This window comes from Comamonas avium (assembly GCF_014836675.1).
In the GTDB taxonomy this organism is placed as follows: Bacteria; Pseudomonadota; Gammaproteobacteria; order Burkholderiales; family Burkholderiaceae_C; genus Comamonas; species Comamonas avium.
Window position 1 is genome coordinate 97,111 of record NZ_JACSQK010000002.1, and the last position, 14,547, is coordinate 111,657.

The 14,547-nt window shown below is 59.5% G+C and carries 8 protein-coding genes; 3 read left to right on the top strand and 5 right to left on the bottom strand.

Annotated elements, in window-relative coordinates:
* The first annotated feature begins 94 nt into the window (after positions 1-94).
* Positions 95-1,762, top strand: a complete 1,668-nt coding sequence (locus H9646_RS03105) for an MFS transporter (protein ID WP_191721882.1) — start codon at positions 95-97, stop codon at positions 1,760-1,762.
* 149 nt (positions 1,763-1,911) lie between these two features.
* On the opposite strand, the gene mltA is transcribed toward H9646_RS03105, so the two are convergent.
* Positions 1,912-3,087, bottom strand: a complete 1,176-nt coding sequence (mltA, locus tag H9646_RS03110) for a murein transglycosylase A (RefSeq protein ID WP_225213965.1) — start codon at positions 3,085-3,087, stop codon at positions 1,912-1,914.
* 248 nt (positions 3,088-3,335) lie between these two features.
* Here mltA and H9646_RS03115 point away from each other — a divergent pair, with 248 nt between their 5' ends.
* Positions 3,336-3,992 carry an OmpA family protein gene (locus H9646_RS03115; RefSeq protein ID WP_191721884.1) on the top strand — a complete coding sequence of 219 codons (657 nt, stop codon included), beginning with the start codon at positions 3,336-3,338 and terminating at the stop codon, positions 3,990-3,992.
* A gap of 144 nt (positions 3,993-4,136) precedes the next feature.
* Here H9646_RS03115 and H9646_RS03120 read toward each other — a convergent pair whose 3' ends face one another.
* From H9646_RS03120 to H9646_RS03135, 4 genes are all read right to left on the bottom strand, one after another.
* The gene (locus H9646_RS03120; RefSeq protein WP_191721885.1) at positions 4,137-4,775 is read right to left on the bottom strand and encodes a response regulator transcription factor; all 639 of its coding nucleotides are present in this window, start codon (positions 4,773-4,775) and stop codon (positions 4,137-4,139) included.
* A gap of 5 nt (positions 4,776-4,780) precedes the next feature.
* Positions 4,781-6,733: a two-component system sensor histidine kinase NtrB gene (locus H9646_RS03125; RefSeq protein ID WP_191722282.1), complete on the bottom strand. Its 1,953-nt coding sequence runs from the start codon at positions 6,731-6,733 to the stop codon at positions 4,781-4,783.
* 89 nt (positions 6,734-6,822) lie between these two features.
* Positions 6,823-7,641: a carbon-nitrogen hydrolase family protein gene (locus H9646_RS03130; protein WP_191721886.1), complete on the bottom strand. Its 819-nt coding sequence runs from the start codon at positions 7,639-7,641 to the stop codon at positions 6,823-6,825.
* Positions 7,638-11,639, bottom strand: a complete 4,002-nt coding sequence (locus tag H9646_RS03135; protein WP_191721887.1) for a YhdP family protein — start codon at positions 11,637-11,639, stop codon at positions 7,638-7,640. The genes H9646_RS03130 and H9646_RS03135 overlap by 4 nt, the downstream gene beginning before the upstream one ends.
* Before the next feature lie 97 nt (positions 11,640-11,736).
* Here H9646_RS03135 and glnE point away from each other — a divergent pair, with 97 nt between their 5' ends.
* The gene (glnE, locus tag H9646_RS03140) at positions 11,737-14,475 is read left to right on the top strand and encodes a bifunctional [glutamate--ammonia ligase]-adenylyl-L-tyrosine phosphorylase/[glutamate--ammonia-ligase] adenylyltransferase (protein WP_191721888.1); all 2,739 of its coding nucleotides are present in this window, start codon (positions 11,737-11,739) and stop codon (positions 14,473-14,475) included.
* The last annotated feature ends 72 nt before the right edge of the window (positions 14,476-14,547 follow it).

Consider the following 14,547-nt stretch of genomic DNA (forward strand, 5'->3'; position numbering starts at 1 on the left):
TTGTGACCTGCGCGCATGTGCCAAGTGAGATGGCTGCCATCGCTCGCAGGCAATGTCCGGCAAGAAGCTGCTAGAGGGCTGACAATTGGCGGTGATGCCCGACCACCAAGCCCCCCTTCCGCCCACGCCCTCCCCAGGGCGCATTCTTGAAGAGCCTGGTGCAACACCAGCGCCCCAAGCCTCCCGACCTGACTCGACCTGGGCACCCTTGCGCACCCCCACCTTCCGCCTGCTGTGGAGCGTGACGCTGGTGGCCAACATCTGCGTCTGGATGAACGATGTGGCCGCCGCGTGGATGATGACCTCCCTGACCACATCCCCTGTGCTGGTGGCCCTGGTACAGACGGCATCCACCCTGCCCGTGTTTTTGCTGGGCCTGCCCAGCGGCGCTCTGGCCGACATCCTGGACCGACGCCGTTATTTCATCTTCACGCAGTTCTGGGTGGCGATCGTGGCTGTGCTGCTGTGCGCAGCCGTCGCTCTGGATGCCATGAGCGCCCCGCTGCTTCTGGCCCTGACATTTGCCAACGGCATTGGCATGGCCATGCGCTGGCCGGTCTTTTCTGCGCTGATTCCCGAAGTGATCAGCAAGCCGCTGCTGCCCTCGGCCATGGCGCTCAATGCGGTGGCCATGAATGCCTCGCGCATTGTGGGTCCCCTGGTGGCTGGCGCCATCATTGCCAGCGCAGGCACGCTGTGGGTGTTTGTGCTGAATGCGCTGCTGTCCATCGTGGCGGGCTTCATCTTGCTGCGCTGGCAGCGGGAGCAGGCAGCCATCAACCCTCTGGGGCGCGAGCGCCTGCCCAGCGCCATGCGCGTGGGGCTGCAGTTCGTCAAAGAATCGCCGCGCATGCGCGCCGTAATTGCGCGCACCGTGTCGTTCTTTTTCATGTCCACCGCCATCATGGCTTTGCTGCCGCTGACCGCCAAACGCTTTGATGGCATTGGCTTCATCAGCGGCGCGGGCGTGTTCACCGTGCTGCTGGCATCCATGGGCGCTGGGGCCATCATCGGTGCCATGTTTTTGCCCCGCATCCGGCAGGCTTTGCCCAGCGAGGCTCTGGTGCTGACGGGCACCTGCCTGCAGGCAGCATCCACCATTGGTGTGGCTCTGGCACCCAATTTGGCGCTGGCCATTGTGTGCATGATGATTGCCGGCCTGTCGCTGCTGTCTACGGCCAACACGCTGGGCGTGAAAGCCCAGATGGCACTGCCCAACTGGGTGCGTGCGCGGGGCATGTCGGCCTATCAGATGTCCATCATGGGCGGCATGGCGCTGGGCTCGGCGCTGTGGGGCAAGATTGCATCGCTCACCTCGGTGCCTGCCAGCCTGATCACCGCCGCCATCACTGGCGTGGTCTGCATGCTGGTGGTGCAGCGCGTATTTCTGGATCGCCAGGCTCTGGAAGATTTGAGCCCCTCCAAAGCCTGGGAGCCGCCCAAACACAGCCAGCCCGAAGAGGGCCGCGTGGTGGTGCACATTGAGTTCATCATCAACCCCGCCAAGGCCAAGCGCTTTCGCACACTGATGCAGGAAAGCCGGCGCAGTCGCATGCGCCAGGGCGCACTGGCGTGGCGCATGCTGCACAGCATGGAGCGGCCAGAGCGCTATGTGGAAGAAATTGTGGATGAGTCCTGGATTGAGCACCTGCGCCGCTTTGACCGCGTCACCGCTGCCGATGTGGCCTTGCGTGAGCGCAAGCTGGCCTTCCACGTGCTGGATACACCGCCCCGGGTCACGCGCTATTTCGAGACAGATTAAGGCCCAGGCGGGCAACAAAAAGGCTGCAGTCATGCAGCCTTTTTGTTGGATGGTATTTCTAATAAATGAGCTATCAAGGCTTATTCATCAACGATTTCAGCACTAAAACTATTTGAAATCATTGACTGGCAAGCGCTATATGCTCACTTTTACTGCGGTACAGGCATACCCTTGGGCCACAAGGCCCACAGTCGCAGCGGCTGCTTGATACGCCCGGCCAGGTCTCCTGCCTGTTTGCCCCAGCCCATGAAGTAGTCGGCGCGCACAGCGCCCACGATGGCGCTGCCCGTGTCTTGCGCCAGCACCAGGCGCTTGTATTCCACTTCCATGCCCTTGGAGTACATCCACACCGGTGTGCCGTAAGGAATGCTGCCACGGTCCACTGCAATCGAGCGCCCCGGTGTCAGCGGCACGCCTTGCGCGCCTTTGGGGCCAAACTGTGCGTCCAGCCCTTCCAGCGCCTCTTCACGGAAGAACACGTAACGCGGGTTGCTCCACAGCATCTCCTGCACACGATCGGGGTTCACCGCAATCCATGCGCTGATGCCGGGCCAGCTGGCATCCGTAATCAGATTGCGATCCAGCAGCCAGCGGCCCACGCTCTTGTAGGGCTGGTCATTGGTGGCGGCATAGGCCAGACGAATCTGGCGCACGCTGCCGTCCGGCTCGGTAATGCGCAAACGACCTGAGCCCTGGATGTGCAGCACCAAGGCTTCAATCGGGTCGTTCAGCCACGCAATCTCGCGCCCGGCCAAGGCGGCCTGCGCCTCGGGAAGGGTATCGATCTGCTGGCGCGAGAACCACGGCTTGCGCGCACCCAAGCTTGCAGGTGCGCGGTACAGCGGAATGTTGAACTCTGCCGTACGCACGCGCGAGCCCACCATCTCGGGCTCGTAGTACGAAGTGAGCATGCCTTGCGACTTGCCATCCAGCGACTCCACGCGGTAGGGCTGCAGGTTCGATTGCAGCCAGTGGCTTTGCTCCTGTACGCTGGCAATGCTCAAACGGCGCACGTCCTGACACAGCCCCGCCAGCGCCGCCGGCGGGCGCTCGCAACTGCGCAGCCAGGCATTCCACGCCTCATGCAGGGCATCGTCTTGGAAACCGGGCAACTCTGCCCAGCGCACAGGCAGCCAGCGGCTTTTTGCACGAAAGCTGGGCGGCCCCAGCGGGGCGGTATCGATCACCTCACCGGTAGGAAAGCCTGTGCTTGGGCCGTCGTTGGAGCCCCCGGAGGAGCCGGACACACGTGGGCCAGAAGAGCAGGCAGCGAGGGTGCCTACAATCAGCGCCATCGAAACACGAAGCAGGAGAGATACGGTCATGGGCCTGATTTTGCTTGAAGCTTTGCTCGCTTTGTTGATTCTGGTGGGGATTGTCTGGTGGACCATGTTCCATGGTCGCTCTAAAGGGGAACTACCGCCCTGCGATGAGCACCAAGACAAAGATTGACGTTGCTCGGCAATTTCCTACGCGAGGCATCTGGCACGACTGATAGAGCGTTCAAGCAGACTTCTCACAATCGAATATCTGCCCGCTACGGCTGTAGCGCTCATAACGTAAAGGAAAAACCATGCGCAAAAATCTCATCCTCTCTGCCTCCGTGGCTGCAGCACTCTTAATTTCCGGCTGTGCTGCTACGGATGGCATGTCTGACACCACCAAGCGTACCGCCACTGGTGCTGGTGTCGGCGCTCTGGCTGGTGCTGCCATCGGTGCTGCCACAGGCGGTAAAGCCGGTGTCGGCGCTGTAGCTGGCGCCGCCCTTGGCGGACTTGGCACTTACATCTGGTCCAACAACCAGGAAAAGCGCAAACAAGAAATGCAGGCGGCCACCCAGGGCACGGGTGTGAATGTGGTTCAAACCGCCGACAACCAGCTGAAGATGGAAATCCCCAGCGACATCTCTTTTGATACTGGCCGCTACGACATCAAGAGCAACTTTGCCCCCATTTTGGATCGTTTCGCTGAAGGCCTGCGCAGCAGCCCCAACGCAGAAGTACGCATCGTGGGCCACACCGACAGCACCGGCTCTGATGCTGTGAACAACCCCTTGTCGCTCAACCGTGCCAACAGCACCCGCGACTATCTGATGCAGCGTGGCGTCAGCGGCAGCCGCATCTTTACAGAAGGCCGCGGCTCTTACCAGCCCATCGCATCCAACAGCACTGCAGAGGGCCGTTCGCGCAACCGCCGTGTTGAAATTTTTGTGGGTGAACGCGCTCAATAAGGACAGCTGACAGTACTTGCCTGGCAAGGTACTGGAAGGCAAAAAGGCTCTGAATAAATTCAGAGCCTTTTTTATGCCCCATCACATCCTCAAAGGGCTTGTGGACGCATTGTGAGGCTTGCCCGGTCTTGTCCCTGAAGCAGCTTACAACTGCCCGTGCGCGCGCAGCACGTTGGCCAGCTCTACCGCCGATTTCACCTGCATCTTGTCAAACACACGCGCCCGGTGCACTTCGACCGTGCGCACGCTGATGTCCAACTGGTCCGCAATCAGCTTGTTGGGCACGCCTTCAACAACGAGTGTCATCACCCCTCGCTCGCGCTCTGTCAGATCCGCCAGGCGGTTGAGCAAAGCATGGCGCAACGCCGTCTCTTCAAGGTATTGCGCAGATTGCTGCAGCGCTTGCTCGATGCGATCCACCAGCACATTGTCTGAAAACGGCTTTTCACAGAAATCAAAAGCGCCTTGCTTGACGGTCTGCACAGCGGTGGGGACGTCGGCATGGCCGGTCAGGAAAATCACCGGCACCGTCTCAATCACGCCTTCCATTTGTTTGAGCTGTGCAAACAAAGACAGGCCACTCATGCCCGTCATGCGAACATCCAGCAGCAGGCATTGCGGATGCCGTGGCACGGGCTGCTCGCCCAGCATGGCCAGGAAATCTTCGGCGCAGGCAAAACTTTCGCTATACAAACGGCGCGAACGCAGCAGCCACGCCAAAGCGTCGCGTACATCCGCATCGTCATCCACGATATAAACCGTGGCATTAGTGACTGGTTCCATGGGGTTCAGCTTAACTTTTCTCGGTCACCTGCAACAGGCAGGCTGAAGGTAAACACCGTACCACGTGGGGCATTGACGCTGTAGCGCAATTCTCCGGAGTGCTGCTCAATCACAGTGCGGCACATGCTCAGACCCAGCCCCATACCCTCTGCCTTGGTGGTGAAAAACGGGGTAAACAATTGCTCGGCCACCTCCTGAGGAATGCCTGCGCCTTGATCTTGCACGCTAAAAACAACCCGGCCTGAAGGCTCGTCCCACAGCGCTTTGATCGTCAGCTTCTTGTACGCGGCCTCCACATTTTCCATGGATTGCATGGCATTGCGCGCCAGATTCAGCAGTACCTGCTCAATCATCGTGCTGTCACACACCATGGGCGGCAGGCGTGGCTCAACATCCACCTGTACTTTCACGCCCAGCTTTGTCGCCTGCATGCGCACAAGAGGCATCACCGCGTCCAGCAGCTCGGAGGCGGTGATCGTGTCATGTGTCTGGCTACGACGGCGAACAAAGTCACGCACGCTCTTGATCACCTTGCCTGCACGATCGGCCTGAAACGCGATCCTTTGCATGGCAGACTTCAAGTCGCCCAAGCGCTGGATGAGGCTGGCCTTGTCCAGCAACGCCAGATCCCCGTCGTGCTGGAGCATATTGAGTGAACCGTTGGCATAACTGGACATGGCCATCAACGGCTGTGTGAGTTCGTGGCTCAGCAAGGAGGCCATTTCGCCCACCGTCGCCAACCGCGCCGTAGCCTGCAGCCGTTCATGCGAGGCACGCGACAGATCCTCCATGCGACGCTGCTCAGTGATGTCGATAAATGCGCTCATCCAGCCCGTTTGCTGGCCTTGTGCGTTGATCAGTGGTGCCTCAAAGATCAGCACCGGAAACCGCGTGCCATCTTTGCGCATAAACACGGACTCGTGCCCCTCCCGCGCAGGAGGCATCGCACCTGACAAACGCCGGGCCTGCCGGCGCACATACTCCTCGGCCAGCTCTGGAGGCCAATAGGGTGCAAAGCTCTGGCCCAGCAGCTCTTCGGCGCTAAAGCCCACCATGGCGCAAAAAGCAGGGTTGACGTAGCTGATGCGCCCCTGCAAGTCACGCGCCCGCAGGCCGGTGATGAGAGAGTCTTCCATGGCCTTGCGAAAGGCCAGCGCATCTCCCAGATCGCGCTCTGCGCGCAGCCTGCGGCGGTTATCGCGCACCAGCACAATCAAGACGGAGCCCAGGGCAATGGCCATGCCAGTCACCAGTGCTGTCAGCACGTTCGGAAACACGCTGGGAGCCCGATGCCAGCTGTCCATGCGCAGCACCATGGTGTTACCTGGCAAATCCAGCAATTGCTGTGATGTGAACACACGTGATCCGCGCCACGCAGCCCCCAGCACCGCCAAACGCGTGCCATCAGGCTCTGTAAAAGAGATTTCCTGGTTCTGCGTCAGGTTCTTGCTCACTTGCGAAATCAGAATGTTTTGCAGCGAGTACGTACCCACCATAAAGCCCCTGACATGCCCCCCTTCCATTTGCGGCAGGCACACCTCCATCAGCTCAGCCCCCATCGTGCCGCCCAAGATCTGAAAATAGCTGGTCGAGTAGGCAGGGCTGTTCGTGCGCTGCGCGTTCGAACACGCAGTCACGGCATGGCTGAAAGATTCTTCTCGTAAATCCGCATCCCACTCTACAGAACGGTAGGGAGTCTCTGCCACCTGGCGAATGTTCAGGTTTTCACCGCGCCACTCCACCCGCAATAGCTCTCGGCGCACCTGCAGCAGCTCCGCGACACGCACGCTCCATTGCTCTGGCGTCACGTGCATAGGGTTGATGGCTTGCAGATCCTGAAGGTTGCGATTCAGGCCAGAACGGATTTCCACCACCGCCTGGGCGGCATCTCGGTCCAGCTTGTCCTGAACTTGCGAGGCTTCATAGCGCCCAGCCAGCCACACCATGATGATGAGCATGCCCACCACCAGCACGACCAGCACTGTCCACAGGGACCAGCGGCGCCATGCGCTGTGCCAGCGTTGCCACGGCCAAGGCTGAAGCGGATTTACAAACAACGGTGCTCCAAAGCCGGCAAGCGCTGACGCACTTGCTGCAAAAAGGCAGCATCCAGTACGGCATAACTGATGCCTGCACCAGCCGATGCCTGTTCAGCAACGATTTGCCCCCACGGATCCACGACCATGCTGTGCCCCCAGGTCTGCCTGCCATTGTCATGCTGGCCGCCTTGCGCCGCTGCCAGCATCCAGCACTGGTTTTCCACTGCACGGGCGCGCAGCAGAAGCTCCCAGTGCGCAAACCCCGTGGTGCACGTGAAAGCAGACGGAGCCAACAAAATGTGCGCGCCCTGGGCTACGTGCTGTCGGTACAACTCCGGAAAACGCAGGTCGTAGCACACGCTAAGCCCCAGTCGCCATTGCTGTCCGCTGCGGTCCACCATATCGGCCACCACCGGCAAAACACCCGGCTCAATTACCGCCGCTTCGTCATAGCGCTCCGTGTCGGTTGCAAAACGAAAAAGGTGAATTTTGTCGTAATGCGCCACCCGCTGCCCTTGCGGGTTAAAGAGCATCGACGTGTTGAGCACTTTGCCTTCAGCACCGGATTGAACAGGCACGGTCCCCCCAACCAGCCAGATACCATAGGCTTGTGCCCATCGAGCCATGGCCTCCTGAATGGGGCCCTTGCCCAGCGGCTCTGCCCAGGCCAGCTTGTCGGTATCTTGGAGCCCCATGCCGCAAAAATATTCGGGCAGTACCAACAGCTCAGCCCCTTGTGCGCTGGCTTGCGCAATCAATTGCTGCGCACAAGCCAAATTGTCCTCAACGTCAGGTGAAGACACCATCTGCAGTACTGCAACCTTCATGGCACCACTCCTTCTGTGCTGGGTGTCGGTTTTCTTTCAACCGCCTTTTTACTGACCGGGTCCACAACTGGGTCACTCCAGGGGCCGTGCACATGGAACGTGCGCGTTGCAGCCTCCATCAGCGGACCCCGCAGAAACATTTGCGCCAAGAAGCTTCCCAGTCCGATCACGGGGTTGATGGCCGTTGCAGCCAGTGAGGCAGTCATTGCATTGATTTCTGGCACAACCACCACCGTCAGGTCCTGGGTTTCATCAATCAAGCTGGCCTTGCCCTCCATCAGCACCGCGGCATTGAGCCCCTTCATCTGCAAATTATTGGTACGTGCTACGCCTTGCTCGATACTGATATCGCCACGCACATAGTCAAATGCAAAACCCTGGCTGAACACATCTCGAAAATCCAGTGCTACCCGACGGGTCAAGGACTGCAGGCTGAGCACACTCAACAGCTTGCCCATGCCTGGCTCTACCTTCAGAAACTGTCCCTTATCTACCTGCATGTGCACACCACCATCCATGCTCTGCCAGTGGGGCGTAATTGGCGCACCCTGCCACGCGATGTTTCCACTCAATCGCCCTTGTCCATCGCGAATCACACCGGGCATGCCAAACCGTTCCAGCAACTTGCCTGAGCTATCGAGCTCTAGCAGAAAGCTCAGGTGCGTCGTGCGGGGAGCACCGCGCGACGGGGCACCCCAATATCCATTCGCTTTCCAGCGAGCTTCTGGCGTTGTCAAATAAAACTGCTCCAGCAGCCAGTCCCGCCCAGATGCCCCCATGCTATTGCGTGCCTGCAACTGCAGCTTGCCCAGCGCTTTTCCGGCAATCTCAAAGCGCTCCACTTCAATGTCGAGTGCCGGCAAAGTTTCAGGCTCAGACGAAGTCTCATCGCCTGTGGCCTGGTTCAGCCGCAAGGCTTCTGACTTGGGGATCGAGAGGTGAGACAAACGCGCAAACAAGCGCCCGGAAGGGTCCGATGCACTGGGCAGCCGGTACTCCACCTGGCCTGCGAAATGCTTGGCATTCAAGCGCCCGCGCCACACTGCGCTGGCTTGAACAAAGTCTGCCTTGACCGACTGCAGTTCGCGCTGTTTAACCAGCAACCGGTCCACAGAAAGCTTCAGTCGCTGTGGCATATAAGCCTGTGCTTGCGATGCGGTTTCACTCCCGTCACTGTGAGCCTTGGACGTGAGTACTTGGCTCCACGCATCCATGTCCAGCTCTGGCAATTGCACGTACGCAGAAACGCCACGCTCTAATGGCTCATTGTTTGGAGGCTCGCCAACCACAATGCGCCCCTGCACCACTTGTGCAGGCACCACCGACAAGTTGCGCGTGTAACTCACTTGGGCACGCCCCTGAACGTCGACCCGCAACTCTTGCATTTGTTGCTCAGACAGCGATTGCTGCACGGTCAAAGGCAAGGCTTCATCGCTTTGCTTGCTAAAAGGTGCCGGTAAATTCAGCGCGATGCCACGCAAATCTGAGCGCACCGTGACATCCTGCGCTCCATTGCGTGCATTCACATCAACCGTATAGGCGGCCTGCCCTTGCCCATGCGCTGCAATCTGCGCCAGCAGCGCAATACCGCTGTGTTTTTGCAGCCCCTGCGCAGTGGCTGTGCCGCGCGCCAAGATGTGTACACCTTGTTTGAGTGACGGCATGCCGCCTTCCAGCTTGATGCTGCCGCCCAGAGCCTGTCCACGCACGTTGAGCAGCTCAAACCCCTGGTCATGGAACTGCACCGCCCCTTGCAATTGGCGCAACAGCGGTGCCTCTTCGTTGAACTGCAGGGCATTGTTTTGGAAACCGACACGGCCTCGCACTTTGGCCCGCTCCAAGTGGTCAATGGGCAACTCCAAATCAAAGGCAATACTGGCATCACCTTGCGCCTGCGTGGCGTCCAGGGCGTGGCTGGTGAAAACGGCCAAAGGAGATTTTTTCACCAGCGCCAACGCTGCATTCAAATCCGTCTGCCCCAAAGCATTCACCGTTAAATGGGGATGCTCAAGATCAGGGATATGCGCCGCGACAGAGCCCATGCGCAGCTTCGGATATCCGACGAACCCAGTGCTCGCTTGCTGCACCGTCATGCCGGCACCCTCAAAAATCAAAGTGCCACTCAAATCTGTCAGAGCAGGCCATGCTGGCTCTCCAGGGGTCTGCACCGAGGCAGGGGCAAACTCATAAATCACATTCTTGACCGGTGCCTTGATGAAAAAACGCCCCGTGCCCGGCCTCTCAAAAGGCATATCCCGCAAGTTGCCTTTCACCTCAAACTCGACTTTGCTGCCTTGCCCCTGCTGAACGCTATCGCGCACATAGTGGCGGGCCATTTCCGGGATTTCTAACGGCAGATAGCGATGCACACGCGCTCCATTGGCACGCTCGAGCAGGCCCTGAAGCTGCAAATACCCGGGCAACCGATCCTGCGCCTGCTGTCCCATCTCCCACGAAGCATGCAAGGTGCCCTGGGCATCTGCATTGGCAAAAGCGACCTGCGAAACATCCACTTTGACGTGGCCACCGTTTTTCACACTCCAGCGAACTTGTGCTTGCAGCTCATCCATAGGAATGGCGGGCTCTTCAAACACCCCGGGAAAGTGCAACACCCCGGACTGCATGTTCAGTTGCGCGTTACCGCCCCCTTCTGTCAGCTCAAACCGGGCATCCAGCCCCTGCACCCCCGGAACGCCCACGCCTTGCTCTGCAGGCTGCGGCTGCAACGTCAGGCCCGCTACACGTCCACTGGCCCGGTAAGCGCCGCCGTCCTGCCATTGCAGCTGCAGTTGCCGCAGTTCGCCTTGCGGAGTCCATTGCGCCATGGACTCGCGCCATTGCGCCGGCAGTGGCAAGGTTTGCACAACCTGGGAAGCCATCGCCAAATCTGCATAGTCCAGGGCAATTTTCGCGCTGTGTGGCCGCCCCTCGCGCCCCACGAGACGCACATCCCAATTGCTGCTCGGCCAGTTATCACCGTCCGCTTGCATAAAGCTGAAGTGCTGCCCTTTGAGATTCCATGCCTGCGCTTGCCAATTGGCCTCTATACGGCCTTGCAGTGCGCGGACATCCAGATCCGCAACGCCGGTGTCTTGCCACTGCACCAACGCTTGTGGCAACGCCAAATCCACGGTCAGGCCGGCCAGCTGTCCTTGCTGCACATCGATCCATGCCCGCGCTGCGCCATTGCCTTGCAATGCCCGGACACCCCATGCCTCGGGCCACGGCAGCAAAGGCACGCGATGCAACTGAAGGGAGGCATACCACTGCCCGCTCCAGCGGGTCCAGGGTGCCTTGGACGATGGCAGCAGCGGCTGCCGAAAAGCGCCCACCACTTGCATCCGTTCGCCATCCGCGGCCTCAGGGGTGGCATCCAGGCGAACGACATGGTTCCAGTGGCGATTGCGCAGCACCAGGTCCACATCGTGCAAACGCACGGTGGGCACGGCACGTTGTTCATCTGTGAACAACAGCACGCCTTTTTGAATCACCAGCTCAGGCTGTGCAAGCAGCCACTCCAGCGCGGGGCTTTCCGAGGCATCGCTTTGAACCACATCCAGGCCTGCAACTTGCCAGCGACCATCTGCCAGATGCCGGATATCCAGCTCTGGCGCATCGATATACAGCTGCTCCAGCCCCAGCCGCAAGACCGAGCGCGCTGACACGGTGGCCACGACGCTTTGAAGTTTGAGCGCCTCCCGCCCTTGGGCATCTAAAACGGACACCCCAGAAAGGTGCACCGTCGGAAATAAACCATCCGATTTGGCCTCAATGGCATCTACCCGTACCGCTGCCCCCAGCGCTTGCGTCGCTAAGCGCTCTACCTGAACCCGCCACTCTCCAATTCGCGGCACAATGATTCCATGGAGAGTCCCCCATACCAGCGCCAGCAGCAGCCAAAAAGCCAGCACCAGCCACAATGACCAACGGGCAAAGCGGGCAAAGATGTGCAGCTGGCGTGATGGGGTAGAGCTCGGATCGATCATTCGTGGGTTCACAAGTGGCAGGAATTATCGCCCGCTTACCCTGCTCGGGGTATGACCCCAAAGGGAACAACCTGAAGGTTCTTTGAACTCGCACCAACCAGTGCCAAGCATGCAGATCGCAGACCATATTCAAACGCCCGTTGCCAGCCCATCCGCCGCCCACTCTCGCTTTTGGCAGCGTCTGCATCGTCGTTATGCCGACATGCTGGGCATATTGCCCCCGGCAGTTCCTGATCGCGTAGCGATGGAACAGGCACTGCAAGCCCTGTTACACCAAGGACTGGACTTATCTGCTGCATTGCGTGTTTTGCGGCAGCTGGTCATGGAACGGCTCATGGTGCTGGACTGTGACCGCAAGGCTGATCTGCATGCGGTTACCAGCGCAGTCACCGTTCTGGCAGAACTGGTACTGGATCGCGCCTGCCTGCACGTGCGCCAAGAGCTGGACAGCCGCCATGGAGCGCCCACCAGCCCTGGTGGTCAACCCGTTCCCCTGTGGATTATTGGCATGGGCAAGTTTGGCGCGCGCGAGCTCAATGTCTCCAGCGACATTGACCTTATTTATGTCTATGAGCACGAGGGGGAAACCCAAGGCCTTGCAGATGGCCGCGGCAAGATCAGCAACCATGAATACTTTGGCAAAGCCGTCAAAGCTATCTATGCATTGATTGGTGACACCACAGAGCATGGGTTTGTCTTTCGCGTCGATCTGGCCCTGCGCCCCCACGGTAACTCGGGGCCTGCTGCGGTCAGTCTTTCATCTCTGGAAGACTACCTGCAGGTGCATGGCCGGGAGTGGGAGCGCTTTGCCTGGCTGAAAAGCCGTGTCGTAGCTCCACGCTCCGAAATTCAGGCCCCCAACGTTCAAGCCTTGCGCTCTGTGGTGTTGCCCTTTGTTTTTCGCAAATACCTCGACTACAACGTCTTTGACTCCTTGCGCACACTGCACCGCCAGATTCGCGAGCATGCCGCCCGACGCAGTGCCGGTCACCCTGAGCGTGCCAACGATGTGAAGCTGTCTCGTGGCGGCATCCGTGAAATTGAATTCACAGTCCAGCTGCTGCAAGTGGTTCGCGGCGGGCAATTTCCCGAACTGCGCTGCCGCCCTACGCTGGAGGCATTGCAACGTCTTGCGCGTGCCAACCTCATGCCGCAAGAAACCGCAGAGCAGCTTGCACAGGCCTACACCTTCCTGCGTAATGTTGAGCACCGCATTCAGTACCTCGACGATCAGCAAACCCACGTTCTGCCCACCCGTGACGACGATCTGGAATGGATTGCGCACACCATGGATTACGCAGACACACACAGTTTTTTGCGGCAACTGGACACGCACCGCGAGCTGGTGGCCCAGGAATTTGACACCTTGCTCGGAGGCAACCAAACGTGCCAGTCCGGCATGTGCAATGGCCCGCGCACCGTCAGCGGCGCCTCTAGCGCACCCGATCTGGAAAGCCTGATTGAGCAGCTGCCGCCTCTCATGGCGCAGCGCTTACTTGAATGGCGTGAAAACCCCAAAGTGCGAGGCCTGCGCGATGAAGCCCGGGCACGCCTGTTTCGTCTGGTGCAGCAAGCAGCACAGCGGGTGAGCCAGGGCTCACTGGAAGAGACCAACGCCATCCGCTTCATCGCCTGGCTGGAGCCCCTGCTGCGCCGCGAAAGCTATCTGGCACTTTTACTGGAGCGGCCCTCGGTTCTTGAGCGGTTGCTGCACCTTTTAGGTGCAGCCAAATGGCCTGCCCGCTATTTACAGCAACACCCCGGAGTCATCGACGAGCTGGCCAGCGACCAGCTTTTTACAGAGCGCTTTAACGCCACTGATTTTGAGCAGGAGATGGCCTTGCGCCTGGCCGCTTTGGAGAGCACGGGTGAAGACGATGACGAGAACCTGCTGAACCTGCTGCGCCGAGCGCAGCATGCAGAGACATTCCGTACTCTGGCACGCGATGTAGAAGGGTTCATTACGGTCGAGCAGGTCGCTGATGACTTGAGTGCACTGGCGGACAGCGTGCTGCGCGTTACAGCGCAGTGGTGCTGGAAACGCCTCAAGCAGCGCCACCGCGAAGATCCGCTCTTTGGCATCATCGGCTACGGCAAGCTCGGAGGCAAAGAGCTGGGCTATGGCAGTGATCTGGACATTGTGTTCATCTTTGATGACGACGATGAGAACGCCCCGGAGATTTACACCGCATGGGTGCGCAAGCTCATCAACTGGCTCACCGTCAAAACCGGCGAAGGCGATTTGTATGAAATCGACACCGCCCTACGCCCCAACGGCAACTCTGGCTTGCTTGTCACCAGCTTTAAATCCTACGCGGACTACCAGCAGCAGCGCGGCAGCAATACCGCGTGGACGTGGGAGCACCAAGCCATGACGCGTGCGCGGTTTGTGGTGGGCAATGCAGATTTGGGCAAGCGCTTCGACAGCGTGCGCGAAGCGGTCATCTCAGCACCCCGCGATGCGCAGTCGCTCAAGGCCGAAATCGTGAGCATGCGAGAAAGGGTGCGCAGTGCACACCCCGTGCGTGGCGAACTTTTTGATGTCAAACACAGCCGCGGAGGCATGGTTGATGCAGAGTTCGCTGTGCAGTTTCTGGTGCTGTCGCAATCTGCACAGAATCCAGAGCTGCTGGGCAATGTCGGTAACATTGCCTTGCTGCAGCGTGCAGAAGCAGCAGGGCTGCTGCCGGCCCAGATCGGGCAGGCCGCCGCCACGGCTTATCGCGAGTTGCGCCGTATTCAGCACAAGTCTCGGCTGGATGAGGGCAATGGACTGGTGGTGGCCTCCTCGATTGCCGCCCACCGCGATGCGGTTTTGGCCTTGTGGGAAGCTGTGTTTTCTGACTGACCGACCGATACGCCTAAGGGCCCTGGGGCTGGATGGTGGTCGAGCCGCATTCAAAATGTAAAAATGTGTTCA